The sequence below is a fragment of the Streptomyces actuosus genome (assembly GCF_016921115.1).
GTDB lineage: Bacteria > Actinomycetota > Actinomycetes > Streptomycetales > Streptomycetaceae > Streptomyces > Streptomyces actuosus_A.
In genome coordinates, this window is record NZ_JAFFZS010000034.1 from 32,812 (window position 1) to 58,895 (window position 26,084).

Consider the following 26,084-nt stretch of genomic DNA (forward strand, 5'->3'; position numbering starts at 1 on the left):
CGGGGCCGTGCCAGGGGGCGCGGCGGCCGGTCCCGGTCGGCCTCGCCACCCCGGTTTCACGACCTCCGCTCGGGCCGGCGAACCGTTAGAGTCCGGGAGCATGAAACTCGCGTTCTCCACGCTCGGTGTGCCCGGTCTCCCGATCCCCGATGTGCTGCGGCTCGCGACCGGGCACGGGTACCACGGCGTGGAACTGCGCGCCCACCCCGAGGAGCCGGTCCACCCCGGGCTGACGCCCGGCGACCGGGCCGACGTGGCGGCGCAGTTCCGGGCGGCCGGCGTCGAGGCACTGGCCTTGGCCGGGTACGCGCGCGTGGCCGCACCGGGTGACGACGAAACCGTCGTCGCGGAGATCCGGGGCCTGCTGGAGCTGGCCCGGGACCTGGGCGCCCCGTTCGTCCGGGTCTTCCCCGGCGGCTCCCCGGACCAGAAGACCGAGGAGGCGGACGCCGTCGCCGCCCGCCGCCTCGGCACGGCCGCCGAGTACGCCGCCGACCTGAGGGTGCGCATCCTGCTGGAGACGCACGACTCGCACCGCACCGGCGCGGACGTGATCCGCGTCCTCGGCCCGGTCGGGCACCGCCAGGTCGGCGCCCTGTGGGACGTGATGCACACCTGGCTCGGCGGCGAGCAGCCCTCCGAGACGTACGCGGCCCTCTCCCCGCACCTCGGCTATGTGCAGGTCAAGGACATCGCCTCGGCCGACGACACCACCCCGCTGCCGCTGGGCGCCGGAGTGCTGCCGCTCTCGGAGTGCGTGGAGGTCCTCTCCCGCGGGGGAGGGTGGGACGGCTGGCTGTGCTGGGAGTACGAGAAGCGTTGGTACGAGGCCGCCGCCCCGCTGCCCGGGCTGCTCGGCGCCGGCCGCGAGCACCTGGGGCGCCTGCTCAACGACTCCGCCTGAGCCCCGGCCCGGCGCGCAGCTCCGGGCGACCGGCGCCGCCGACCGCACGGGGCCGTGTGAGGTCACGCGGGGTTCCGCGGCGCCGGAGGGCACCGCGGTGCCGGTGCGGCGGGCGACGCCCTGCGGCGGGGGCCGGGCGTGCGGGCGGGGCCACCCGGCAGCCCGCCTACGCGCCCTGAGCGCGGGCGGGCGGGGGCGGGAGCGCCGTGCACGGCACGTCGGCGCCGATCGGTGCGGCGCGCCGCGGGCCCGTGACCGGCGAGCCCCACATCGTCCACCACGCCGACGAGAACCCCACCCTGGTCGCCCTGACCGCCGCGGGGCTCGGCATCTGCCTCGTGCCGCGCCTCGGGCGCGGGCCGCTGCCCGCGGGCGTCGCGGAGGTGGCACTCGAACCGGCGCCGGTACGAGTGCTGTACGCGCTGTGGCGTGCCGACGCGACGGGGCGGCCGTCGATCACCGAGACCGTTCGCATGCTCCAGGCGCACGGAGCCGGCCCGGACTCCCACGCACCCCGCTGACCACAGCGTCCCGGACCTGCGGACGGGGCCGTTGCGGGGAACCCCGGCACCGCCCCGCCCGTCCCACCCGCCTGCCGGAGAGTCACCTCGGCGCGGTGTCGGCCTCGCTGACGGGTGCGCTCGCCGACCGCCCTCTCGGCCGTGCCGCGGCCGGTGGCACGCCGTCGTCGGCGCGCCCCCTGCGAAGCGCCGACGACGGCCCCTCACCCGTCGCGGCGCACCCGGGGCGCTTCCGGCGCATCACGCCACGCCTGACGTCCGCGCCCTTTCTTGACCGGAAGAAACTTCCCGGATATTGGTGACTCCTTGGCAGTTTCCTTCAGCAGCGCGGGTCCTCTCCGGAAGGAGCGCACGTGCACGACGACAGCACGGGTACGGGAAACACCGAAACCCCCTCCAGACGCAGCGTCCTCGCGGCGACGGGGGGCCTCGCCGCGGCCCTGACGGTCGGCGGCACCGCACAGGCGGCCGGCCTCGACGAGCACCGGCTCCGCTCGCTCGTCTCCCGCATGACGCTGGAGGAGAAGGTCGGCCAGCTGTTCGTGACGCGGGTGCACGGCCACTCGGCCACCGCGCCGGACCAGGCCGACGTCGACACGAACCTCCAGGAGCTCGGGGTGCGCACCGCCGCCGAACTGATCGCCCGCTACCGGGTCGGCGGGATCATCTACTTCGCGTGGGCGCACAACACCCGCGACCCGTTGCAGATCGCCGGCCTGTCCAACGGCATCCAGCGGGCCTCCCTCGACCCGCCCGGCGGGCTGCCGGTGCTCATCTCCACCGACCAGGAGCACGGCATCGTCTGCCGGGTCGGCAAGCCCGCCACCCTCCTGCCCGGCGCGATGGCGATGGGCGCAGGGGGCTCGCCGACCGACGCGCACACCCTCGGCCGGATCTCCGGGGCCGAACTGCGCGCCATGGGCATCCGCCAGGACTACTCCCCCGTCGCCGACGTGAACGCCGACCCGGCCAACCCGGTCATCGGCGTGCGGTCCTTCGGCGCGGACCCCAAGACGGTGGCCGATCTGGTGGCCGCGGAGGTGCGGGGCTACCAGGGCAGCCGGGTCGCCGCGACCGCCAAGCACTTCCCCGGGCACGGCGACACCGCCGTGGACAGCCACTACGGCTTCCCGGTCATCACCCACACCCGGCAGCAGTGGGAGACCCTGGACGCGGTGCCCTTCCGGGCCGCGATCGCCGCCGGCATCGACTCGATCATGACCGCGCACATCCAGTTCCCCGCGCTGGACGACTCCGGCGACCCCGCCACGCTCTCCCACCCCGTCCTCACCGGCATCCTGCGCGGGGAACTCGGCTACGACGGCGTCGTCGTCACCGACTCCCTCGGCATGGAAGGGGTGCGCAGCAAGTACGGCGACGACCGGGTGCCCGTGCTCGCCCTGAAGGCCGGCGCCGACCAGCTCCTCAATCCGCCGTCCCTGGACGTCGCCTGGCACGCCGTGCTGAACGCCGTCCGGTCCGGGGAGCTGACCGAGGAGCGGCTCGACACCTCGGTCCTGCGCATCCTGCGGCTGAAGGCGAAACTCGGGCTCTTCGAGCGGCCGTACGTCACCCGGTCCGGCGTCGCGCGCACCGTCGGCACGCCCGTGCACCTGGACACCGCCGACCGGATCGCCGAACGGACGACGACCCTGCTCGTCAACGAGGGCCCGCTGCTGCCGCTCTCGCCCCGCGGGCACCGCCGGATCCTGGTCGTCGGCGCCGACCCCGCCTCCCCGTCGGGCACCACCGGCCCGCCCACCGGCGTCCTCGCCGCCGCGCTGACCGGGCTGGGGTTCACAGCGACCGCGCTTCCCACCGGCACGGCCCCCTCGGCGGCGGACGTCGACAGGGCGGTCGCGGCGGCGGGCGAAGCGGACGCGATGGTGGTCACCACGTACAACGTGTCGGCGGCCGACGGTCAGCGGACGCTGGTGCGGCGGCTGCTGGCCACCGGGCGGCCGGTCGTCGCGATCGCCGTGCGCAATCCCTACGACGTGGCGCAGCTGCCCGGCGTCACCGCCTGCCTGGCCAGCTACGCGTGGACGGACGTCGAACTGCGGGCCGCCGCGCGGGTCGTCGCGGGGCGCGTCAACCCGAGCGGACGGCTGCCGGTGCCGGTGCAACGGGCGGACGACCCGACGCAGGTGCTGTACCCGATCGGGCACGGCCTGTCGTACTAGCGCTACGGCGGGTGCCCGGTGCGGCGACCCCAACGCGCGCAAAGCCCCCCGCGCGGCTGGCGTGCGCCCGCCGGCGCGGGCCACGCTGGACGCGGGGATCAGGGGGGCGGGATGCGCGAGAGATGGTCCGCGGCGCTGTGGTGCGTCCTCGCCGGCCTACTGGCGGCGGGGTGCTCCGCCGACCCGGGCGCTTCCGGCGCGGGGGCCGCCGGTACGGGGGGCTTCACCGCCGGTTCCGGGGCTGGGGACGGCCGGTCGAGGGCGGAGGCGACAGGCGGGAGCAGCCCCGGTTTCGGTGGCCGGTTCCTCGACGTCGACGAGTGCAGCTCGTTCGGCACGACGAGCTTCACCGAGGTGCCGTGCGCCGGTGAACGGGCGGCGGCCCGCGTCGTGGCCCGGTACGACGGCGCGGCGGAGGACGGCCCCCCGTGCCCGGCCACCACCGACTTCGTGCTGCACATCGGCGCGCAGGAGCTGTCCGCGGGCGGGAGCGTGGCCGTGCCCCGGGGCTACGCGTGCATGCGCAGCCTCGAACCGCCCCACCCCGGTGATCCGGGCGGCGGGGGCGGGCCGCGCACCATCGTCGGCGACTGCGTCTACGGATCGGGCGGCGGGCAGGTGCGGGAGACGGCGTGCGACGGCTCCGGGACGAGGAAACCGCAGTACGAGGTGGTGACGGCCGTGGACGCGCGGGACAGGTGCCCGGCGTCCACGGCCCTCTACGTCCAGCTGGGCGGTGAGGAGCCGGTGGGCTGCGCCCGCCGGCTCCGTCCGCCGCAGCCCTAGGGGCGCAGCGCCGGCGCGCGCTCCACGTCGCGCACGTCCAGGCGGGCGTCGAACGCGGCGAGCGGCCGCGCCTGCGCCGCCGTCGCGGGGGCGAGACCGGCCCACCGCAGGATGCGGTCGGTGGCGAACGCCTTCTGCTGCGGCACCAGGCCGGCGACGTCGGCGCCGTGGTTCAGCCCGGGGGCGGTGAAGACGTACGCGTCCCGGGCGCCCCGGTCCACGCGGAACCGCTCGGCGCCCCACGGGTCGTTCTGGCCGTACACGAAGAGCATGTGACGGGCGTGGTGGCGCACCCAGGTGTCGACGTCGCGCATGGCCCACGGCTGGAACCGCATGCCGATGTCCCGCGGGACGAAGTCGCGCGGCGGCTGGTAGCCGTAGCGCAGGTACCGCTTCTCGATGTGCGGGAAGTGGATCGTCGGCGCGCCCAGCTGGGTGCCGGCCTGGTAGTAGTACGGCGTGTAAGGCTCCAGGCCCTGGTCGGTGTAGAAGGAGAAGCCGGAGATCGTGTCGACGGACGTCCAGATCTCGTCGTCGGTGGCCTGCGCGGCGCTCGCGGGGACGGTGTCGCAGTCGGAGAGCAGGCTGTACTGCCAGAAGCCCCAGACGTAGTCGAGGACGACCGCTTCGTAGGCGCGGTCGAGGGAGCCGACGGTGTCGAAGGTGTAGCCGTTCTCCGCGGCGTACGCCGCGTACCGCTTCTCCAGTGGCGCGCGCCGCACCAGCGCCTCGCGCTGGACGCCGTTCAGCCGGTCGCGGCACTCCTGGGTGCCGACGGTCTCGAAGAAGCGGTCGTAGGCCGAGTCCTCCCGGTTCACCACGTCGTTGGGCGCGACGTAGGCGACGACGCCGTCCATGTCGCGCGGGTAGAAGCGCTCGTAGTAGGTGGCGGTCATGCCGCCCTTGGAACCCCCGGTGGAGATCCAGTTCCTGGAGTAGATCGGCTTGAGCGCCTGGAAGATGCGGTGCTGGTCGCTCGCCGCCTGCCAGATGTTCAGCTTGGACCAGTCGGCCGGTTCGGGGCGGGACGGAGTGAAGAAGCGGTACTCCATGGAGACCTGGTTGCCGTCCACGATCCGGGTGGGCTCGCGGCGGCTGGGGTTCGTCGAGACGTGGTAGCCGCTGGTGTGGAACACCGTGGGCCGGGTGACGTCCTTGTGCAGCACGGTGATCCGCTGCTGGAAGGTTCCGGCCGACGGGTGCCGGTGGTCGACGGGCTGGGTGTATTCGAGGACGAAGAAGCGGTAGCCCGGATACGGCTTCTCCTGGACCAGGCTCATGCCCGGTACGGACAGCAGCCGGTCCTTGATGTCGGTGGTGCCGGCTCCGGGTTCGGCGGCGGTGGCCGCCCCCGCCGTACTCAGCGTGCCCATGAACACGGTGAGCGCCAGCAGCCATCTGAGCGCCTTGCGCATGCGCGTGCACCTCTCCTGTGAGACAGATGTGCGCCGGAAGTTATCGGAGCAACACCTATGGCACCAGAGGCAGTTGATGTTTCAGGCCGCTGTCAGCACAGGATCCAGCCGGTGGCGGTCGAGCCGCCGCCCACCGAGCCCCTCACCCGTACACAGCGGTGCCCGGCGTACACGGTGACCGGTCCGGCGTGGTACCTGTAGCGCCCCTTGTCGACGACGGGGCGCCCGCCGCGGGCCTGGACGCCGACCGACATCGTCGTCCACGCGCCGGGCCGGTCGGGGACGGTGAGGGCGCAGACGTAGCCATTGCCCTTGTAGACGCGGGTGACGCCGGTGGAGAAGACCAGCGTCTTCACGTGCCGCCCCGCGCAGCGGCCGGCCGCGACGGCCTGGGCACTGCCCGGCGCGACGAGGGCGAGCAGTCCGGCGGCCGCCAGCGCGGTCGCACCGAGTGCCAGCCACCGGCCTGTGCCCCTGTCCACCGTGGTCCCTCCCCGTACCGCGCCTCGGATCGTACGGAGGTACGGACGCAGCGTGTGTGTCCGATGGTTGCGCGACCACCACCGCTCCCCGGAGGGACGGCCACCGCTGCCCCGGGGCGCGGGCGGGGCGGGGCTCCCGGCCGGACCGAGCAGGGGGCACGAGCGGCGCTCGACGTCGTCGGCGTCGCCCGGACGCGCACTGTCGACTCCACCACCGGCCGGCTGCTCCCCCGACGCCGTCGCCCCTCACACCGTTCACCCGATCGGCCGTCGACCCCGCCACTCGTGCCGGTGGGGTCACCTGTCCGGCCCCGGCATCGGCGGTGGCGGCGCCAGGGGCCGCGGAGTCTCGCCGACACGGGTGCGGGGCACGGACTTGGGCCGCGGGAACGGGAGTAGGCGGTCCCGTTCGCCACACCCACCACCGGACCGCCTCGGGCCCGGCGGGGGCGGGTGACGCGGCCGAGAAGGCCTCCTCGCGGCGGCCCGCCGCCGCGCGCCGCGGTGTCGGGCGGGCCCGGCTCACGAGCATCCGGCGATGCGTCCGCTCGGCGGGAAGCCGCCCCGGACGAAAGTCCGGTGGCCGCCGCGCGGCCCGAGCGGGCGGGCCTTCCGATCGCGGCGCCGGCGCCGCCGCCGGTTCACCGGCACGCCGGCTGCCCGGTTCACACGACGGAGCCCACCGGCTCCTCCCCTTCGGGGGCGCCGACGAAGGTGCGCCACAGGCGGGCGTAGCTGCCGCCGCGCGCGAGGAGTTCGTCGTGTGTGCCGTCCTCGGCGATCCGCCCGTGGTCCATGACGACGACGCGGTCGGCGCGAGCCGCCGTGGTGAGCCGGTGGGCGACGACGAGGGTGGTACGGCGTCCGGCCAGCCGGTCGGTGGCCTGGTTGACCTGGGCCTCGGTGGCCAGGTCCAGCGCGGCCGTCGCCTCGTCGAGCAGCAGGACGTCGGGGGCGACCAGTTCGGCGCGGGCCAGCGCGATCAGCTGGCGCTGGCCGGCCGACAGGTTCCGGCCGCGCTCGGCGACCTCGTGCAGGTAGCCGCCCTCCAGCGTGGCGATCATCTCGTGGGCGCCGACCGCCCGGGCCGCCGCCTCCACCTCGGCGTCGGTGGCGTCGGGGCGGCCGTAGGCGATGGCGTCGCGGACGGTGCCGGGGAAGAGGTAGGCCTCCTGCGGCACCACGCCGAGGCGGTGCCGGTAGGAGGTCAGGTCCAGGGCCCGCAGATCCGTGCCGTCGACCGTCACCCGGCCGCTGGTCGGGTCGTAGAACCGTGCCACCAGCTTCACCAGCGTCGACTTGCCCGCGCCGGTCTCGCCGACGAAGGCGACGGTCTGCCCTGCGGGGATCCGCAGGTCGATGCCGCTCAGGGCGGCGGCGCTCCGCTCGGGGGCGCCCGCGCCGGCGGCGTTCCCGTCCGCGGCGTTGTAGGCGAAGTGGACGCCCTCGAAGGCGATCTCGCCGCGCAGGGCACCGATCCGCCGGGGCGCGTCGGCGGGAGCGGTCGACGCCGGTTCGCGCAGCAGCTCCTGGATCCGGCCGAGGGAGACGGTGGCCTGCTGATAGCCGTCGAAGACCTGGGAGAGCTGCTGGACGGGGGCGAAGAACAGGTCGATGTAGAGGAGGTAGGCCACCAGCGCGCCCGTCGTGAGCGTGGCGTCGTCCACCCGGCCCGCGCCCACGATCAGCACGGCCGCCGCGGCGGACGACGACAGCAGCTGCACGAACGGGAAGTAGATCGAGATCAGCCACTGCCCCCGGATCCGGGCCCTGCGGTAGGCGTCGCTGCGCTCGGCGAAGCGCCGCCCGCCGTCCTGCTCGCGCCGGAAGGCCTGCACGATCCGCAGCCCGGAGACCGACTCCTGGAGGTCTGCGTTGACCGCGGAGACGCGCTCGCGGGCCAGCTCGTACGCCTTCACGCTCGCACGGCGGAAGAAGAACGTGGCGACGATCAGCGGCGGCAGGGCCGCGAAGACGACGAGCGCCAGCTGGAGGTCGATCACCAGCAGGGCGACCAGGATGCCGAGGAAGGTGACGACGGAGACGAAGGCGGTCACGAGGCCGGTCTGGAGGAACGTGGAGAGCGCGTCGACGTCCGTCGTCATCCGCGTCATGATGCGGCCGGTCAGCTCGCGCTCGTAGTAGTCGAGGCCGAGCCGCTGCAACTGGGCGAAGATCTTCAGGCGGAGCGCGTACAGCACACGTTCGCCGGTGCGGCCGGTCATCCGCGTCTCGCCGACCTGCGCCGCCCACTGGGCGACCACGGCGAGCAGGGCCACCAGCGACGCCGCCCAGACCGCGCCGAGCGCGAGCCGTGTCACGCCCTGGTCGATGCCGTGCCGGATCAGCACGGGCAGCAGCAGGCCCACGCCGGCGTCGGCGGCGACCAGCACGAGGCTGAGCAGCAGCGGCAGCCCGAAACCGCGCAGCAGGCGCCCGAGTCCGTAGGACTCCTCGGGGCGGACCGCGCGGGCCTCGTCCACGTCGGGGGTGTCGGTGGCCGGGGGCAGCGCCTCCACCTGGGCCAGCAGTTCCGGGGTGGCGGGGCTGCCGGAGAGAGCGGCGTCCCGCGGCTCCCGCTCCCCCGCCCACAGCCGGGGTGTGATGCCGCGCTCGGCGTCGAACTCGGCGTCCAGCTCCGCGCGGACGGACGTGTCCTCCTGCGGTGCGACGGGCTGGGTGTGCCCCGGGGAGACGCCGCCGAGTTCGTCGGGGTCGGTGAGCAGGCGGCGGTAGAGCGCGGAGCGCTCCTGGAGTTCCGCATGGGTGCCGATGTCGGCGAGGCGGCCGGCGTCGAGGACCGCGATGCGGTCGGCGAGGTTGAGGGTGGAGCGGCGGTGGGCGATCAGCAGGGTGGTGCGGCCCCGCATGACCTCCTTGAGCGCCTCGTGGATCTCGTGCTCGACGCGCGCGTCGACGGCGGAGGTGGCGTCGTCCAGGACCAGCAGGCGCGGGTCGGTGAGCAGGGCGCGGGCGAGCGCGACGCGCTGGCGCTGGCCGCCGGAGAGGGTCAGGCCGTGCTCGCCGACCTTGGTGGCGTAGCCGTCGGGCAGTTCCCGGATGAACCCGTCCGCCTGGGCGGCGCGGGCCGCCTCCTCGATCTCCTCGTCGGTCGCGTCGGGACGGCCGTAGGCGATGTTGTCGCGGACGGTGTCGGAGAAGAGGAAGGAGTCCTCGGGGACGAGCCCGATCGCCGCGCGCAGCGACTCCAGCGTCAGCTCCCGCACGTCCCGGCCGCCGACGAGGACGGCGCCGTGGGTGACGTCGTAGAAGCGCGGCAGCAGCAGGGAGAGCGTGGACTTGCCGGAGCCGGAGGAGCCGACGACGGCGAGGGTCTCACCGGGGCGGATCTCGAAGGAGAGGCCGTCGAGGACGGGGTGGGCGGGGTCGTAGCCGAAGCAGACCCCGTCGAACTCGACGCTCGCGGGCGCGTCGGCGGGCAGGGACTTCGTGCCGTCCTCGATGGCCGGCTCGGTGTCGATCAGCTCCAGGACGCGCTCGGTGCCGGCGCGGGCCTGCTGGCCGACGGTGAGGACCATGGCGAGCATGCGGACCGGGCCGACCAGCTGGGCGAGGTAGGTGGAGAAGGCGACGAAGGTGCCGAGGGTGATGTGCCCGCGTACGGCCAGCCAGCCGCCGAGTGCCAGCATGGCGACCTGCCCGAGCGCGGGCACGGCCTGGAGGGCCGGGGTGTAGGTGCTGTTCAGCCGGATGGTGCGCAGGCGTCCGGCGAACAGTCTGCGGCTGACCTCGCGCAGTTTGCCGGTCTCCTGGTCCTCCTGCCCGAACCCCTTCACCACGCGGACGCCGCCGACGGCGCCGTCGACGACGCCCGCGACGGCGGCCGCCTGGGCCTGGGCGTACCAGGTGGCCGGGTGCAGCCGGGCCCGGGAGCGGCGGGCGATCCACCACAGGGCGGGTGCCACGGCCAGCGCGACCAGGGTGAGCGGCAGGGACAGCCACGCCATGATCGCCAGGGAGATCACGAAGAGCAGGATGTTCCCGATGGTCATCGGGAGCATGAACAGAAGGCCCTGGATCAGCTGGAGGTCGCTGGTGGCCCGGCCGACGACCTGGCCGGTGGACAGCTCGTCCTGCCGGCGCCCGTCGAGGCGGGTGATCGACCGGAACATCTGCGTCCGCAGGTCGTGCTGGACGTCGAGGGCGAGCCGGCCGCCGTAGTAGCGGCGGATGTAGGTGAAGGCGTAGACGAGGACTGCGGCACCGATCAGGGCGGAGGCCCAGGGCGCCATGCCCCGGGTGTGGTCGCCGACGACGTCGTCGATGATCAGCTTGGTGATCAGCGGGACGACGGCCATGACGGCCATGCCCGCCAGCGACGAGCCCAGGGCGAGCACGACGTCCTTCGGGTAGCGCCAGGCGTACCCGGCCAGTCTGCGCGCCCATCCCCGCTGCCCCGCCACGTCGGTGCCTCCCTCTCGGCCTGATCTTCCGGAAGGCACCAACACGGACGGAAGCGGATTTCATCCCTCCGCAGTGGTCGGAGTCGGCCGGAGGCGCACCCGGAGCTGGTAGAAGCGGGTCGTCTGGGCCGGGTTCCCGTTGTCGTCGCTGACGAGGACGACCTTCAGGCGGTCCGCGGAGCGGCCGGTGACCGCCATGCCCTCGATGTTGTCCAGCAGCGGATTGGGCTGCGGCTGCCCGGCGGTGGCGCCGAGGCTCGGGCAGGCGGCGAGATCCGCGAGGAGCCGCTTGCCGATCAGCCGCACCCCGCGGTCCCGGCCGGTGAGCTGCTCCACGTCGCGGGTGTCCGTGGCGTGCCGGGGATCGGCCAGGTAGAGGCGGACGGTGTTGCCGACGCCGGGTGTCCAGCCGCGCTCCAGGACGAGGAGCCGTCCGTCGGGGGTGGCCTGCACCTCGGGGACGCCGAGGCCGGCGTCGGTGCGGTAGGCGTACTGCGCGGCGAGCCGGAAGTGGTTGCCGGGAGTGCGCCGCCAGGTCTGGAAGCGGACGACGTCCGCGGCGTCGCCGGCGAGCGCGTACTCCATCGACGCCAGCAGCGTCCGGCCGCCGGGCAGCAGGGTCAGGCCCTCGAAGGTCCCGTTGGCCCGGGCCCGCCCGTCCGGGGCGACACGCAGCGCGGCGGGCACGGGCAGCCGGTCCAGGATCCTGCCGTCCGTCGCGTAGCGGCGCACGGACGGTTCGGTCTCCGACGTGATCAGGCGCGTGCCGTCGCGGTCGACGACCAGCCCCTCGGAGTCGAGCTCGGCGCCCCGCTCGTCGGCGAGCGCGACGACACGGGTCGGCGCGAGGGTCCGGGCGTCCAGGGAGAGCAGCGAGGAGCGGTCCTCCAGGGCGGCGAGCGAGCCGTCGCGGTCCACGGCGAGCGCGGAGAGGTTGCCGACGAAGGTGCCCTGGTACGTCGTCTTGTCGAGCGTGTCGGAGAAGCGGTCGATGCGGACGGACGCGGAGCAGGCGTGGTTCTCCCCCGCTCCGGCCGGCTGGGCGGCGGTGAGGCCGGTGGCCGCGGCCAGGGTGGCGCTCGCTGTGGCGAGTAAGAGTCTCAGGCGCATGGGCGTCACCGTAGAGCGCTTCGGTGACGGGAGGGAGACCGCGTCCTCGCACGCGGGGACGCGGAACGGGCGCGGCTCGGCGGCCCGGGGCGCGGCGTTCACAGGTGACGGCCAGCTTCGGCACAGCCATCGCTCATCACGGCGGTGAACTCTGCGGGGGTGACTGCCACCGATCCCCATTCCCGTACCGAGACCGCGCCCGCCGACGGGCCGCCCACAGCGGCGCCGTCCGGGGCGGCCCCGCGCTGGTCCGTCCCGGCACTGCTCGCGATCCTCGCCCTGGCGGCGGTGCTGTACTCCTGGAACCTGTCCGGATCGAGCCTGAACAGCTACTACAGCGCGGCCGTGCTCAGCGGCACGCACAGCTGGAAGGCCTGGTTCTTCGGCTCGCTGGACGCGGGCAACTTCATCACCGTCGACAAGCCGCCCCTGGCCCTGATGGTCATGGGCCTGTCGTGCCGGGTCCTGGGCTTCGGCACCTGGCAGATGATGCTGCCGATGATCGTGCTGGCGCTGGCGACGATCTGGATCCTGCACGCCTCGGTGAAGCGGGTGTGGGGCCACGGCGCGGCGGCGCTCGCGGCGCTGGTGCTGGCCCTGACCCCGATCACGGTCGCCATCGACCGGGACAACAACCCCGACACACTGCTGGTGTTCCTGATGGTGGCGGGGGCGGCCCTGGCCCTGCGCGCCGCTCGCGACGGCAGGCTGCTGCCGCTTCTGGGCTCGGCGGCCTGCTTCGGCCTGGCCTTCAACACCAAGATGCTCCAGGGGTACATCGCCCTGCCGGCCGTCTTCGCGGTGTACCTGTACGCGGCGCGGCCGCCGCTGGTCCGCCGGCTGTGGAACCTGCTCGCGGCGGCCGTGGTCCTCGCCGTCTCCAGCTTCTGGTGGGCGGCGGCGGTCTCGCTGGTACCGGCGTCCGAGCGGCCCTACATCGGGGGCTCCACGGACGGCACCGCCTGGGACCTCATCATGGGCTACAACGGTCTGGGCCGGATCCTCGGCGGCGAGGGCAACGGCGGAGGCGGTGGAGGCGGCGGTGGAGGCGGTGGAGGCGGCTTCTCCGGCACGGCCGGGATCGGCCGCCTGTTCAACGACATCCTGGGCGGCCAGATCTCCTGGCTGATCCCGTTCGCGGCGATCGCGTGCGTCGGCGGGCTGGTGCTGTGCGGACGGGCCCCGCGCACGGACCCGACCCGTGCCGCGCTGGTGCTGTGGGGCGGCTGGACGGCCCTGCACTACCTCACGTTCGCCCTGGCCGAGGGCGTCATGCACCCCTACTACACGACCGCGCTCGCCCCGGGCGTCGCGGCGCTGTGCGGGGGCGGCGGACTGATGCTGCTGCGCGCGTTCCGCACCGACCGGCGGTGGGTGTGGGTCCTGCCGGCGGCGCTGGCGGTGACGGCGGTGTGGGCGGTCGTGCTGCTGCGGCGCGCCTCTGACTGGAACGGCTGGCTGTGGCCGACGGTCGCCGTGCTCATGGCCCTGGCGATCACCGGACTGCTGGTCTTCCGTTCGGGCGGGCGGACGCGGCTGCTCGCGGTGTCGCTGGCGGCGGCCGTCGTCGCGGCGGTCGCCGGCCCGGCGGCGTACGCCTGGTCCGTCCCGTCCGGTTCCGGCGGCGGGGGCGGCAGGGGCGGCGGCACGAACCCGACGGCGGGGCCGTCGACGGGCGGCGGCATGGCCGGGCCCGGCGGCCGGGGCGGGTTCCCGGGCGGCGGCAGGATGCCGGGCGCGGCACCGTACGGGGATGCGGCCGGCCCGGCCGGCGGCCGGCCGCAGGGCGGCTTCCCCGGCGGCGAGTCACCCGGCGGCGGGGCGATGCCGGGCGGGCCGGGGCAGGGCGGCGACGCGGACGGCGCTCCGGGCGGAGCGGACGGGCCCGGCGGCACGGACGGACCGGGCGGAGCGGGCGGAGCGGGCGGCCCCGGAGGTATGGGGGGACCGGGCGGCCGGGGCGGCGCGGACAGCGAGCTGATCGCGTACCTGAAGAAGCATCAGGACGGTGCCACGTGGCTGCTGGCGGTGTCCAACTCGCAGAGTGCCGCGCAGATCGAGCTGAGCAGCGATGTCCCGGTCGCCTCCATGTGGGGCTTCACCGGCAGCGACCGGGCGATGACGGTGGCCGCGCTGAAGGAGCTGGTGAAGAGCGGCGCACTGCACTACGTGCAGCTCGGCGGGGGCACGGGCGGTGGTCCCGGCGGCGCGAACGAGCTGACCGCCGAGGTGACGGAGTGGGTGCAGCAGCACGGCACGGCCGTCGACGAGAGCGAGTACGGCGGCACCGCGCAGTCCGGCTCGACGGCGGGCACCGGCGCGGGCACCGACACGGGGGCGGGCACCGGCCGGTCGGCGACGTCGACGCTCTACCGGCTGGATCCGTCGGACGTGAGCTGATCCGGCCCGCGCCACGCGCCTCCCGTGCGGCCCTCGACCACCGGTCGGGGGCCGCACGGCCGTCCCGAACCACCCGCAGTGGCGGCTCCTTGGCCGGATCCCGTCACCGAACCGACATGTTCGCGTCACCCAAAAGCCTGCATGCCCATGTCACGCTCACGTCTGCCGCCTTCATTCAACCCGCGTAGATGGGACCCCCACATGTCGGCATCACGCACGCACCGCTGGAAAGCAGTGGCCCTGGCCACCGCTGCCGTCCTGGCCGGACTCACCACCCCCGCGCTCACGGCGACCCCGGCCGCGGCGACGACGACGTCGTACGACTCGACCTACTACAAGAACGCGGTCGGCAAGTCGGGCACCGCGCTGAAGTCGTCGCTGCACACGATCATCAGCAACCAGACGAAGCTGTCGTACTCGGCGCTCTGGAACGCTCTGAAGAACACCGACCAGGACCCGGACAACAGCAACAACGTCATCCTGCTGTACTCCGGCGTCTCCCGCAGCAAGTCCCTCAGCGGCGGAAGCGTCGGCGACTGGAACCGCGAGCACGTGTGGGCCAAGTCCCACGGCGACTTCGGCACCTCGACCGGCCCCGGCACCGACCTGCACCACATCCGCCCCGCGGACGTGCAGGTCAACTCCATCCGCGGCAACAAGGACTTCGACAACGGCGGCAGCAGCTTCACCAACTCCGGCGGCAGCCTCACCGACTCCGACTCCTTCGAGCCGCGCGACGAGGTCAAGGGCGACGTGGCCCGCATGATCCTCTACATGGCCGTCCGCTACGAGGGCGGCGACGGCTGGCCCGACCTGGAGCCGAACGACTGGGTCTCCAACGGATCCGACCCGTACATGGGCCGGCTCTCCGTCCTGAAGCAGTGGAACGACGAGGATCCGCCGGACGCCTTCGAGGAGCACCGCAACCAGGTCGTCTACGACAGCTACCAGCACAACCGCAACCCGTTCATCGACCACCCCGAGTGGGTGGACGCCATCTGGTAGGCAGTGCACCGACCCGCGGCCCGTGGAGGGACCCGATCCGAGGGCGCGGACCGGCGCAGAGGCCGCGGTCCGGTCCCGGCCGGCACCGGGACCGGTCCGCGGGCGCGCACATCGAGGCGGGGTCCGGCCGACCGGACCCCGCCTGTCGTGTGCCCCTGTCCCGGCGCCCACCCGGCCGACGACGCGTCACCCGGGAGCGACGCCGCGCGCGTAGCCCGCAGCCCCCGGCCGGCTGCCCCCGTGGCCCCGTCGGCCGTGTCCGGGGGGCGGCGCGCGCTCAGTCCAGGTGCGTCGGTGCGAACATCCGCAGCACCGCCGGGAGGACGACCACGCCGGGCCCCGGCGTCGCGAGCGACTTCGCCAGGTCGGACTCCAGTGCCTCGGGGGTCGTCCGGACGGCGGGCACGCCGAAGGACTCGGCCAGGGCCACGTAGTCGGGCCGGGTCAGCTCGGTGGCCGCCTGCGTGGTCCGGCCGAAGGTGTCGGTCAGGTACTCGCGCAGGATGCCGTAGCCGCCGTCGTCGACGATCAGCCAGGTGACGTTCAGGTCGTGCTGCCGGGCCGTGGCCAGCTCGGCGACGGAGTACAGGGCGCCTCCGTCGCCCGACACCGCCAGCACCGGGCGGGTCGGATCGGCCACCGCGGCGCCGAGTGCGGCGGGGAAGCCGTAGCCGAGGCCGCCGGCACCCTGGGCGGAATGCATACGGTTGGGGCCCCCGGCGTCGAAGGCCGACCAGGCCCAGTAGGCGAGGATCGTCATGTCCCAGAAGGACGGGGATCCGGCCGGGAGCGCCCTGCGGACCGACGCCAGCACCCGCTGCTCCAGGGTGAGGTCCTGGGCGGCGATGCGCTCGCGCACCCGGGCCAGCAGGTCACGCACACGTTCCCGGGCCGTCGGGTCCTCGCGCCGCGACACCGTCTCCAGCAGGGCCTGCAGTGCCGGGCGTGCGTCGGCGTGGATGCCCAGCGCGGGGTGGTTGGACTCCAGCTTGCCGAGGTCCGCCTCGATCTGGATCACACGGCCCTTCGGCCTGAACGTGTGGTAGTTCGAGGAGAGTTCGCCGAGGCCCGAGCCGACGACCAGGAGCACGTCCGCGTCCTGGAGGAACTCCGTGGTGTACCGGTCCTCCAGCCAGGACTGGAGGGACAGCGGGTGCGTCCACGGGAAGGCGCCCTTGCCGCCGGGGGTCGTGACGACGGGCGCCTGGAGCCGTTCCGCCAGTTGCCTGAGCTTGCCGCTCGCGTCCGCCCGGACCACTCCCCCGCCCGCGATGACCGCGGGCCGGACCGCGTTCGACAGCAGGTGGGCCGCCACCGCCGTCAGTTCGGGGCGCGGCGGCAGGTCCTCCGGCGTGGCGTCCACCCCCGTCACCACCGGCAGACGCGCCTGCGCCAGCAGCACGTCCTGCGGGATCTCCACCCACACCGGGCCGTGCGGGGCGGTCAGCGCCGACTTCCAGGCCGCGGCGATCGCGGAGGGGATCTGGGACGGGGCGCGCACGACGTGGACCGACTTGACGACACCTCTGAACGAGGCCGCCTGGTCGGGGAGTTCGTGCAGATAGCCGTGCCGGCCGCCGCCCAGCCCGGCCGTCGGGACCTGACTGCTGATCGCCAGCACGGGCGCCGAAGCCGCCGCCGCCTCCTGCAGCGCGGCCAGCGACGTCAGCGCGCCCGGTCCCGTGGACAGCAGCAGAGGAGCGGCCTCGCCGGTGATACGGCCGTACGCGTCCGCCGCGAACCCGGCGTTGTTCTCGACCCGCAGGCCCACGTAGCGCAGGTCCGAGCGGCGCAGGGCGTCGATCACGCCGAGGGCGTGCTGGCCGGGCAGGCCGAAGACGGTGGACGCGCCGAGCCCGGCCAGGGTCTCCACGACCAGGTCTCCGCCGATGCGTCCGGCGGGAGGGTTCAGCGCCTGCGAGATCTGCGTCTCGGTGGGCCGCAGCACCGGGTCGTGGTCGTGGGTCACTGCGTCTGTGCTCCCTTGTGGGCCGCGGCGATCTGGCGGGACATGATCGTCGTCAGTTCGTACGCCGTGTGGGACGCCGCGACCGACGTGATCTCGGCGTGGTCGTACGCGGGGGCCACCTCGACGACGTCCGCCGAGACCAGGTTGCACGACGCGAGCCCGCGCAGGATCTCCAGCAGCTCCCGCGAGGTCATACCGCCGGCCTCCGGGGTTCCCGTGCCGGGCGCGTGGGCCGGGTCGAGGCAGTCGATGTCGATGGAGATGTACAGCGGGCGGTCGCCGATGCGCTGGCGCAGCTGGTCGGCGACCTCGTCGGCGCCGCGGCGGTAGATGTCGGCGGAGGTGACGATGCCGAAGCCCATCTTCTCGTCGTCGGTGAGGTCCTGCTTGCCGTACAGGGGGCCCCGGGTGCCGACGTGGGAGAGGGCGGACGTGTCGAGGATGCCCTCCTCCACGGCCCGGCGGAACGGCGTGCCGTGGGTGTACTCGGCGCCGAAGTAGGTGTCCCAGGTGTCCAGGTGGGCGTCGAAGTGGAGCAGGGCCACCGGGCCGTGCTTCTTGGCGACGGACCGCAGCAGCGGCAGGGCGATGGTGTGGTCGCCGCCCAGGGTCATCAGGCGGGCGCCGGTGCCCAGGAGTTCGTCGGCGGCGGCCTCGACGGTCTCGACGGCCTCGTTGATGTCGAAGGGGTTGACCGCGATGTCGCCGCCGTCCGCGACCTGGGCGAGGGCGAACGGCGAGGCGTCCTGGGCGGGGTTGTAGGGGCGCAGCAGCCGGGACGCCTCACGGATGGCGTTGCCGCCGAAACGGGCGCCCGGCCGGTACGAGACGCCCGAGTCGAACGGCACGCCCACGACGGCGACATCGGCGCGGCCGACCTCGTCGAGGCGGGGCAGCCGGGCGAAGGTCGCGGGGCCGGCGTACCGCGGGATGCGGGAGGAGTCGACGGGACCGCGGGGCGTCTCGTTGCTGCTCATGGTCACATGCCTTCTTTCTCACGCTTCATCGCGTATGTACTGCCTTGTCCATGACTCTACTGATGGGCCCGGACAGCGGCGGGCACGGGCCCTGGAGGCGGCCGGCGAGGCGCTCGCGCCGGGTGGCGAGGACGGCCTCGACGCGGAGCCGGCAGGGATCAGGGGACCTCCCGCACCCGCGACTGTCGGTCGGATTCGACCCTAGGTGGCCGGAAGGCGACTGCGAAGTGTACGTTTCCTCCATCCGAGATGCCTTCACTGGATGGATCGCACACCATGTCGGACCCCGCCGCCACCCCCGTGCCGCCCACGCCGCCGGTGCCCCTGTCGGCACTCCTGGCCCGGGAGGATCTCGGCCTGCGGCAGCTCGCCGGCCCCGCCGCGGCCGACGTCGTCGTCCACTGGGCGCATGCCTCCGAGATGGCCGACCCCTTTCCGTACCTGCTCGGCGGGGAGCTGCTGCTGACGGCCGGCGTGCACGTCACCCGGGCGGCGGCCTCCTCGGCGGGCACCCCCGGCAGGCCCGCGTCCGGGTCGGGCGGTTACTTCGACGGCTACGTCTCGCGGATCGTGGCCGCGGGCGGCGCGGCCCTCGGCTTCGGTCTGGCGCCCGTGCACGACACGGTGCCCCACGCGCTGGTCGCGGCCTGCGAGGCGTACGGGCTGCCGCTGATCGAGGTGCCGCCCAGAACCACCTTCTCCGGCGTCGCCCGTGCCGTCTGGCAGCTGATGGCGCAGGCCCGCACGGCCGAGCTGCGCCGGGTGACCGAGGCCCAGCAGAGCCTCGCCACCGCGGCGGCCCGGCCCGATCCCGTGTCCTCGGTCCTGCGACGGCTCGCCCGGCACGTGGACGGCCGGGCGGTGCTGTACGGCCCCGGGGGCACCCGCGTCGCCGAGGCGGGCCGCGACCAGCCGGAGGGCGTGGACGGGGCGCTGACCGAACTGGCCGCGACGGTGACCCGCCGCGCCTCCGCGACCGCCACCGACACCGCCGCGGGGGTCCACCTCGCCGCCTACGCGCTGGGCGCGGGGCAGGGCTTCGTGCTGGGCGTCGCGGCCCCGCACCGGGGCCGGGGCGACCACACCCTCTCCTCGGTCGCCGCGGTCCTGCTCACGCTTCTCACCGGCGACCAGCTCAGCAGCACCGGCGCGGCGCGCTCCGCGGCGCTGGTACGGCTGCTGCTGGGCGCGACGCCGCAGGACGTGGCCCCGCTGGTCGGCACCGGCCGGACGGTCGTCGTCCACGCCCGCCCCGACGCGCCGGCCGCCCGTCCCCCCGGCGGCGGCCGGGCCGCGGCCCCCGCAGACCCCGCAGACCCCGCCGCCCGCCGGGTGGCCGTCGGGCCGCCCGGCGTCCCCGACGCGGTGGCCGCCTCCGCGCTGGGCGCGGCCCTGGGCTCTGCCCTGGTGGACCTCGCCGACGGTGTCGTGCGCATCCTGCTGCCGGACGACCGTGCCCCGGGGCCCCAGCCGGGCTGGACGCTCGGCGTCAGCGCACCCGCCTCCCCCGCCGACTGGCCCGCCGCCGACACGCAGGCCGCCCGCGCCCTGGCCCGCGCCCGCGCCACCCGCGCCCCGCTCGTCCGGTACGGCGACCGGCCCGGTCTGGTGGACCTGGTCCCCCGCGACGCGGCCGAGGCGCACGCCCGCACCCTCCTCGCGCCCCTCTCCCCGGCCCTCGCCGAGACCCTGCGCGCCTGGCTCTCCCTGCACGGCAGCTGGGACCGTACCGCCGTCGCCCTGTCCGTCCACCGCAACACCGTGCGGCAGCGGATCGCCCGGTGCGCGAGCCTGCTGGACGCGGACCTGGACGACGCGGACGTGCGGATGGAGCTGTGGTTCGCGCTGAGGCAGACCTGACGGCCGGGGCCCGGAGGGCACGCCCCGGAGTGACGCGGAGCCGGGGCCGGTGGGCCGGGGCGGGCGTGCCGGGGCGGGCGGCGGGCGCAGGGGCCGAGGCGGACGGGCGCCGGGTCCGGCGGAAACGGGGTGCGGGACCGGGCGGCCGGAGGACGACGGCGGAAACGGCCTGTGGAACGGGGGCGGGCGACGACGGGTGCAGGTGGGGCGCCGGGTGGGACGGGGTGAGTGACACCCGTCGCAGCGCGCGGGAGAGCCGGTGGGCGCACAGCCGGCTGCCTCACAATGGTGACCATGCCGATACCCGGGACACCCAGCCGCGCCGAACTCGTCGAACACCTCGTCCGCACCCGCATCGCGGGCGACGTCGCCACGCCCCGCGAGAACAACCTCTCGCACTACCGGAAACTGGCGAACGGCGACCGCAACTACTGGCTCGGACTGGAGCTCGGCGACCGCTGGAACGACGAGCAGGACGTGCTCGCGGTGATGGCGGAGCGGGTCGGCGTCAACGACGACCCGGAGTACCGGTACGGCCAGGACACCATCGACCCGGAACTGACCGTCGCCGCTCTGGAGCGCCTGGCCGGGCGGCTGCGCAAGGCCGCCGACGGGCAGCAGCGGGTGCTGTTCGCCACCGGGCACCCCGGCGGCCTGCTCGACGTCCACCGCGCCACCGCCGCCGCCCTGCGCGCGGCGGGCTGCGAGATCGTCGTCGTCCCGGACGGACTGCAGACCGACGAGGGGTACGTGATGCAGTTCGCCGACGTGGCGGTGCTGGAGCACGGCGCCAGCCTCTGGCACACCCACTCGGGGGAACCCATGCGCGCGATCCTCACGGCGCTGGAGCGGTCGGGCCGCCCGCTGCCCGACCTGGTCGTCGCCGACCACGGCTGGGCCGGGTACGCCGGCCGGCACGGCGTCGACTCCGTCGGCTACGCCGACTGCAACGACCCGGCGCTCTTCCTCGCGGAGGCGGAGGGCACGCTCCAGGTAGCCGTGCCGCTGGACGACCACGTCACCAGCCCCCGCCACTACGACCCGATGACGGCGTACCTGCTGGCGGAGGCGGGGCTCGGGGACCGGTAGACCGGGCGGGTCACGGCCGGGGGCACGGCCTCTGCTCCCGGCACCGCGCGGACCTCGGGGTCCGACCGGGGCAGACCTCCGGTTCGGATCAGGGCGACCGGGACGACGCCGGGGAATGCCTCTCGGCCCCCGCCCTGCCCGCTCGCGCCTCTTCTCGATCCGAACGGCGCCCGCGTCGCGGCGACCGACCCGAGGGGCCGCCGGGACCCCGCAGGGGCCGTCGACGAGGGCGGCGACCGGTCCGGGAGGCGGGCGACACCGCACGACCGCGGCCACGGCCTCCGCCTCGACCGGGCCCCCGCCCCGGCGCACGACGCCGGCGTCCCGACGCGCGGGGCGCCGACGGCTCACCGCGGAACCACGCCTCGCCGCGGCAGGCGCAGCGCCTTCAGCGCGGGACGCGGACCACGCCCTCCTGGATCACCGAGATGGCGAGCCGGCCGTCCTGGGTGTAGATGCGGGCCTGGCCGAGGCCCCGGCCGCCGGACGCCGAGGGGGACTCCTGGTCGTACAGCAGCCACTCGTCGGCGCGGAAGGGCCGGTGGAACCACATGGCGTGGTCCAGGGACGCCCCGACGACGTCGCCGACCGCCCAGCCGCCCCGGCCGTGCGCGAGCAGGACGGAGTCGAGGAGCGTCATGTCGGAGACGTAGGTGGCGAGGACGACGTGCAGCAGGGGGTCGTCGGACAGCTTGCCGTTGGTGCGGAACCACACCTGGGAGTGCGGTTCGCGCGGCTCGCCGTACCTGCCGTAGGGCGGCTCCTCCACGTAGCGCAGGTCGATCGCCTCGCGGGCCTGCAGGAAGCGGAGGACGACGTCGGCGTCGAGGTGGTCGTAGCCGCCGAACCGCTCGCGCGAGGTGGGCAGCGAGGCCGGGTCCGGCGCGGGTGGCATCGGGACCTGGTGGTCCAGGCCCTCCTCGTACGTCTGGAACGACGCCGACAGGACGAAGATCGGCCTGCCGTGCTGGACGGCGACCACCCGGCGGGTGGTGAACGAGCGGCCGTCGCGGAGGCGCTCGACCGTGTACACGATGGGGGCGCCCGGGTCGCCCATGCGCAGGAAGTACGCGTGGAGCGAGTGGGCCGTCCGGTCCGCCGGGACCGTCCGCCCCGCGGCGACCAGCGCCTGGGCGGCGACCTGCCCGCCGAAGACGCGCGGGACGACGGCGGAGCGGGACCGGCCGCGGAAGATGTTCTCCTCGATCTGCTCCAGGTCGAGCAGATCGAGGAGATCCTGGAGTGCCTGGCTCATGGCGTTCGGCTGCAGCGGCCGGTGGCCGCTCTCGCCCTACAGCCCCATGTCCTTGGCGATGATCGTCTTCATGATCTCGCTGGTGCCGCCGTAGATGCGGTTGACGCGGTTGTCGGCGTACAGGCGGGCGATCGGGTACTCGTTCATGAACCCGTAGCCGCCGTGCAGCTGGAGGCAGCGGTCGATGACGCGGTGGGCGACCTCGGTGCAGAAGAGCTTCGCGGAGGCGGCCTCGGCAGGGGTCAGTTCACCGGCGTCGAGGGCCTCCGTCGCGCGGTCGGCGACGGCCTCGGCCGCGTCGACCTCGGCCTGGCAGGCGGCCAGCTCGAACTTGGTGTTCTGGAAGGCGGCGACGGGCTGGCCGAAGACGACACGGTCCTGGACGTACTGCTTGGCGAACCGGACGGCGGCCTTGGCCTGCGCGTAGGCGCCGAAGGCGATGCCCCAGCGCTCGGAGGCCAGGTTGTGGCCCAGGTAGTAGAAGCCCTTGTTCTCCTCGCCGAGGAGGTCCTCGACGGGAACCTTCACGTCGACGAACGCCAGCTCGGCGGTGTCGGAGGTCTTCAGGCCGAGCTTGTCGAGCTTGCGGCCGACCGAGTAGCCCTCGGCCTTGGTGTCGACCACGAAGAGGGAGATGCCGTGGCGGCGGTCCTCGGCGGTGGGAGCGGCCGTGCGGGCGCAGACGATCATGCGGTCGGCGTGCACGCCGCCGGTGATGAAGGTCTTGGCGCCGTTGAGGACGTAGTGCGTGCCGTCCTCGGAGAGCTTGGCGGTGGTCTTCATGCCCGCCAGGTCGGAGCCGGTGCCCGGCTCGGTCATCGCGATGGCCCACATCTCCTCGCCGGAGACGAACTTGGGCAGGTAGCGCTTCTTCTGCTCGTCGGAGGCGAGCAGCTTGATGTAGGGCAGGCCGAGCAGGACGTGCACGCCGGAGCCGCCGAAGGAGACACCCGCGCGAGCGGTCTCCTCGTACAGGACGGCCTCGAACTTGTACGAGTCGATGCCGGCGCCGCCGTACTCCTCGTCGACGCGGATGCCGAAGACACCCAGCTCGGCGAGCTTGTAGTAGAAGTCGCGCGGCGCCTGGCCGGCTGCGAACCACTCGTCGTAGACGGGTACGACCTCGGCCTCGATGAAGGCGCGCACGGTCTCCCGGAACGCCTCGTGATCCTCGTTGAACACCGTACGGCGCACGCCGCCACCTCCAGCTACCTGTCTAAGCGCTTGCTCAGACTTGAAGATACCGGTGAGTACGGCAACTCGTCCAGGGTGAGGTGCGCCACCCGACCGCCCGGGAACGGACGGCGAAGCCGGACGCGCGGCGCCCGCGGTCGCGCCGCCGCGGGGAAAGGGGCGGGTTCGCGGACCCCCTCAGCCCTGCGCCGCACCGGCCGCCGCGAAGGCCCCCCGGGCCATCCGGTGCAGTAGTTCGGCCGTCACCCCGCGACCCGGCAGCGTCCCGCCCCGCCCGAGGTACGGCGTGGAGTTCAGCAGGCCGAAGACCGAGTGCACCGCCGACCGGGCCGCCGCCTCGCCCAGTTCCGGGTAGACCTCGCGCACGACCTGCACCCACAGCTCGACGTACTGCCGCTGCAGCTGGCGGACCAGCTTGCGGTCGCTGTCGCGCAGCCGGTCCAGCTCCCGGTCGTGCAGGGTGATCAGCGGGCGGTCGTCCAGCGCGAAGTCGATGTGCCCCTCGATGAGCGAGTCCAGCACCTCGCCCGCCGCCACCCCGTCCGCCTCGGCGACCCGCCGCTTCGCGCCCGTCAGCAGCCGTCCGCTGATGCCGACCAGCAGCTCGGCGAGCATGGCGTCCTTGCCCGGGAAGTGCCGGTACAGGCCCGGCCCGCTGATTCCCACGGCCGCGCCTATCTCGTCCACGCCGACGCCGTGGAAGCCGCGGTCGGCGAAGAGCCGGGCGGCTTCCTTGAGGATCTGCTCACGGCGGGTCGGGGCGTCGGTTCTGGTGGCCATGCCTGCAATTCTAGACAGGCAGGTTAGCGGTCGTTAACCTGAAGGAAATGGTTAACGCTCATTAACAGTCACCGCTGGGTGAGGGGACCGCAGGATGCAAGAGGCACCGGAGCTGACGAGCGCGGCCGACCCCGCGTCGGAGGCCTGGCAGGCCAACGAGGAAGCGCACCGCGCCCTCGTCGAGGAGTTGCGCGGCAAGCTCGCCGCCGCCCGCCTGGGCGGCGGCGAGAGGGCCCGCGCCCGGCACACCGCGCGCGGCAAGCTGCTGCCGCGGGAGCGGGTGGACACGCTGCTCGACGCGGGCTCGCCGTTCCTGGAGCTGGCACCGCTGGCCGCCGACGGAATGTACGACGGGCAGGCCCCGGCGGCCGGGGTGATCGCCGGGATCGGCCGGGTCAGCGGCCGCGAGTGCGTGATCGTCGCCAACGACGCCACCGTCAAGGGCGGCACGTACTACCCGATGACCGTGAAGAAGCACCTCAGGGCCCAGGAGGTGGCCCTGGAGAACCGCCTGCCCTGCCTGTACCTGGTCGACTCCGGCGGCGCCTTCCTGCCCATGCAGGACGAGGTCTTCCCGGACCGCGACCACTTCGGCCGGATCTTCTACAACCAGGCCCGCATGTCCGGCGCCGGGATCCCCCAGATCGCGGCGGTGCTCGGATCGTGCACGGCCGGTGGCGCGTACGTGCCGGCCATGAGCGACGAGGCGGTCATCGTCCGCAACCAGGGGACGATCTTCCTCGGCGGTCCGCCGCTGGTGAAGGCCGCCACCGGCGAGGTCGTCACCGCGGAGGAACTGGGCGGCGGAGAGGTGCACTCCCGCGTCTCGGGCGTCACCGACCACCTCGCCGAGGACGACGCGCACGCCCTGCGGATCGTGCGCACGATCGTCTCCACGCTCCCCGCCCGCGGCGCCCTGCCCTGGCAGGTGGAGCCGGCCGCGGAACCGAAGGCCGACCCCCACGGCCTGTACGGTGCCGTGCCCGTGGACTCCCGCACCCCCTACGACGTGCGCGAGATCATCGCCCGGATCGCCGACGGCTCGCGCTTCGCGGAGTTCAAGGCCGAGTTCGGGCAGACCCTGGTCACCGGATTCGCCCGGATCCACGGGCACCCGGTGGGCATCGTCGCCAACAACGGGATCCTGTTCTCCGAGTCGGCCCAGAAGGGCGCGCACTTCATCGAGCTGTGCGACCAGCGCGGGATCCCGCTGGTGTTCCTGCAGAACATCTCCGGGTTCATGGTCGGCCGGGACTACGAGGCGGGCGGCATCGCCAAGCACGGCGCCAAGATGGTCACGGCCGTGGCGTGCACGCGGGTGCCGAAGCTGACGGTCGTCGTCGGCGGGTCGTACGGCGCGGGGAACTACTCCATGTGCGGGCGGGCCTACTCGCCCCGCTTCCTGTGGATGTGGCCGAACGCCAAGATCTCCGTCATGGGCGGCGAGCAGGCCGCCTCCGTCCTCGCCACCGTCAGGCGGGACCAGCTCCAGGCCCGTGGCGAGGAGTGGCCCGCAGAGGAGGAGGAGGATTTCAAGGCGCCGATCCGCGCCCAGTACGAGCACCAGGGCAACGCCTACTACGCCACCGCCCGCCTGTGGGACGACGGGGTCATCGACCCGCTGGACACCCGTCAGGTGCTGGGGCTGGCCCTCACGGCCTGCGCCAACGCGCCACTTTCCCAGCGGGACACCACGGCGCCCCACTTCGGCGTCTTCCGGATGTGAGGGG

17 protein-coding genes and 1 pseudogene are annotated in these 26,084 nt (G+C 74.0%); 9 read left to right on the top strand and 9 right to left on the bottom strand.

From position 1 onward, the window contains the following. Positions 1–100: 100 nt before the first annotated feature. From JS756_RS29400 to JS756_RS29415, 4 genes and pseudogenes are all read left to right on the top strand, one after another. Entirely contained in the window at positions 101–904 is an 804-nt protein-coding gene (locus JS756_RS29400) for a sugar phosphate isomerase/epimerase family protein (protein WP_205386286.1), read from the top strand. A 260-nt stretch (positions 905–1,164) separates the two neighbouring features. Beyond that, positions 1,165–1,425, top strand: a pseudogene (locus JS756_RS29405) (LysR substrate-binding domain-containing protein); the annotation flags it as partial. A gap of 353 nt (positions 1,426–1,778) precedes the next feature. After that, the gene (locus JS756_RS29410) at positions 1,779–3,608 is read left to right on the top strand and encodes a glycoside hydrolase family 3 protein (RefSeq protein WP_205386287.1); all 1,830 of its coding nucleotides are present in this window, start codon (positions 1,779–1,781) and stop codon (positions 3,606–3,608) included. Positions 3,609–3,719: 111 nt separating this feature from the next. After that, positions 3,720–4,394 carry a hypothetical protein gene (locus JS756_RS29415; RefSeq protein WP_205386288.1) on the top strand — a complete coding sequence of 225 codons (675 nt, stop codon included), beginning with the start codon at positions 3,720–3,722 and terminating at the stop codon, positions 4,392–4,394. On the opposite strand, the gene JS756_RS29420 is transcribed toward JS756_RS29415, so the two are convergent. The 4 genes from JS756_RS29420 to JS756_RS29435 form a co-directional block, all read right to left on the bottom strand. Next, positions 4,391–5,809: a S28 family serine protease gene (locus JS756_RS29420; protein WP_205386289.1), complete on the bottom strand. Its 1,419-nt coding sequence runs from the start codon at positions 5,807–5,809 to the stop codon at positions 4,391–4,393. The two genes, JS756_RS29415 and JS756_RS29420, sit on opposite strands and share 4 nt — an antisense overlap. A gap of 92 nt (positions 5,810–5,901) precedes the next feature. Then, the gene (locus JS756_RS29425) at positions 5,902–6,291 is read right to left on the bottom strand and encodes a hypothetical protein (RefSeq protein WP_307791195.1); all 390 of its coding nucleotides are present in this window, start codon (positions 6,289–6,291) and stop codon (positions 5,902–5,904) included. A 665-nt stretch (positions 6,292–6,956) separates the two neighbouring features. After that, entirely contained in the window at positions 6,957–10,715 is a 3,759-nt protein-coding gene (locus JS756_RS29430; RefSeq protein WP_205386290.1) for an ABC transporter ATP-binding protein, read from the bottom strand. A gap of 60 nt (positions 10,716–10,775) precedes the next feature. Beyond that, a complete protein-coding gene (locus JS756_RS29435) occupies positions 10,776–11,825 on the bottom strand; it encodes an esterase-like activity of phytase family protein (RefSeq protein WP_205386291.1) in 1,050 nt (349 codons plus the stop codon). A gap of 159 nt (positions 11,826–11,984) precedes the next feature. Between JS756_RS29435 and JS756_RS29440 the strand changes: the two genes are divergently transcribed. Further along, entirely contained in the window at positions 11,985–14,225 is a 2,241-nt protein-coding gene (locus JS756_RS29440; protein WP_205386292.1) for an ArnT family glycosyltransferase, read from the top strand. Between the two features lie 201 nt (positions 14,226–14,426). Then, positions 14,427–15,230, top strand: coding sequence for an endonuclease I family protein (locus tag JS756_RS29445; RefSeq protein ID WP_205386293.1), 804 nt, complete (start codon positions 14,427–14,429; stop codon positions 15,228–15,230). Positions 15,231–15,507: 277 nt separating this feature from the next. On the opposite strand, the gene JS756_RS29450 is transcribed toward JS756_RS29445, so the two are convergent. Both JS756_RS29450 and speB read right to left on the bottom strand, forming a co-directional pair. Beyond that, complete coding sequence (locus tag JS756_RS29450) at positions 15,508–17,199, bottom strand: thiamine pyrophosphate-binding protein (RefSeq protein WP_205386294.1); 1,692 nt, start codon at positions 17,197–17,199, stop codon at positions 15,508–15,510. Then, positions 17,196–18,176, bottom strand: coding sequence for an agmatinase (gene speB, locus JS756_RS29455; protein WP_205386295.1), 981 nt, complete (start codon positions 18,174–18,176; stop codon positions 17,196–17,198). The genes JS756_RS29450 and speB overlap by 4 nt, the downstream gene beginning before the upstream one ends. A 276-nt stretch (positions 18,177–18,452) precedes the next feature. Here speB and JS756_RS29460 point away from each other — a divergent pair, with 276 nt between their 5' ends. Continuing rightward, complete coding sequence (locus tag JS756_RS29460) at positions 18,453–20,036, top strand: PucR family transcriptional regulator (RefSeq protein ID WP_205386296.1); 1,584 nt, start codon at positions 18,453–18,455, stop codon at positions 20,034–20,036. Positions 20,037–20,330: 294 nt separating this feature from the next. Then, a complete protein-coding gene (locus JS756_RS29465; protein WP_205386297.1) occupies positions 20,331–21,125 on the top strand; it encodes a phosphatase in 795 nt (264 codons plus the stop codon). Positions 21,126–21,513: 388 nt separating this feature from the next. Here the strand turns inward: JS756_RS29465 and JS756_RS29470 are convergent, their stop codons facing one another. The 3 genes from JS756_RS29470 to JS756_RS29480 all read right to left on the bottom strand — a co-directional run bounded on the left by JS756_RS29470 (position 21,514) and on the right by JS756_RS29480 (position 24,354). Then, positions 21,514–22,380: an acyl-CoA thioesterase gene (locus JS756_RS29470; protein WP_205386298.1), complete on the bottom strand. Its 867-nt coding sequence runs from the start codon at positions 22,378–22,380 to the stop codon at positions 21,514–21,516. Between the two features lie 36 nt (positions 22,381–22,416). Beyond that, positions 22,417–23,574, bottom strand: coding sequence for an acyl-CoA dehydrogenase family protein (locus JS756_RS29475; RefSeq protein WP_205386299.1), 1,158 nt, complete (start codon positions 23,572–23,574; stop codon positions 22,417–22,419). A 177-nt stretch (positions 23,575–23,751) separates the two neighbouring features. Then, complete coding sequence (locus JS756_RS29480) at positions 23,752–24,354, bottom strand: SACE_7040 family transcriptional regulator (RefSeq protein ID WP_205386300.1); 603 nt, start codon at positions 24,352–24,354, stop codon at positions 23,752–23,754. A 94-nt stretch (positions 24,355–24,448) separates the two neighbouring features. Here JS756_RS29480 and JS756_RS29485 point away from each other — a divergent pair, with 94 nt between their 5' ends. After that, complete coding sequence (locus JS756_RS29485) at positions 24,449–26,080, top strand: carboxyl transferase domain-containing protein (RefSeq protein WP_205386301.1); 1,632 nt, start codon at positions 24,449–24,451, stop codon at positions 26,078–26,080. Positions 26,081–26,084 lie beyond the last annotated feature (4 nt).

Excerpts from the sequence above, each read along its gene's own strand:
- JS756_RS29400 (WP_205386286.1), top strand. The coding sequence starts at position 101 with ATGAAACTCGCGTTCTCCACGCTCGGTGTGCCCGGTCTCCCGATCCCC.
- JS756_RS29415 (WP_205386288.1), top strand. The coding sequence starts at position 3,720 with ATGCGCGAGAGATGGTCCGCGGCGCTGTGGTGCGTCCTCGCCGGCCTA.
- JS756_RS29420 (WP_205386289.1), bottom strand. The coding sequence starts at position 5,809 with ATGCGCAAGGCGCTCAGATGGCTGCTGGCGCTCACCGTGTTCATGGGC.
- JS756_RS29435 (WP_205386291.1), bottom strand. The coding sequence starts at position 11,825 with ATGCGCCTGAGACTCTTACTCGCCACAGCGAGCGCCACCCTGGCCGCG.
- JS756_RS29445 (WP_205386293.1), top strand. The coding sequence starts at position 14,427 with ATGTCGGCATCACGCACGCACCGCTGGAAAGCAGTGGCCCTGGCCACC.
- speB (WP_205386295.1), bottom strand. The coding sequence starts at position 18,176 with ATGAGCAGCAACGAGACGCCCCGCGGTCCCGTCGACTCCTCCCGCATC.
- JS756_RS29460 (WP_205386296.1), top strand. The coding sequence starts at position 18,453 with ATGTCGGACCCCGCCGCCACCCCCGTGCCGCCCACGCCGCCGGTGCCC.
- JS756_RS29465 (WP_205386297.1), top strand. The coding sequence starts at position 20,331 with ATGCCGATACCCGGGACACCCAGCCGCGCCGAACTCGTCGAACACCTC.
- JS756_RS29470 (WP_205386298.1), bottom strand. The coding sequence starts at position 22,380 with ATGAGCCAGGCACTCCAGGATCTCCTCGATCTGCTCGACCTGGAGCAG.
- JS756_RS29480 (WP_205386300.1), bottom strand. The coding sequence starts at position 24,354 with ATGGCCACCAGAACCGACGCCCCGACCCGCCGTGAGCAGATCCTCAAG.
- JS756_RS29485 (WP_205386301.1), top strand. The coding sequence starts at position 24,449 with ATGCAAGAGGCACCGGAGCTGACGAGCGCGGCCGACCCCGCGTCGGAG.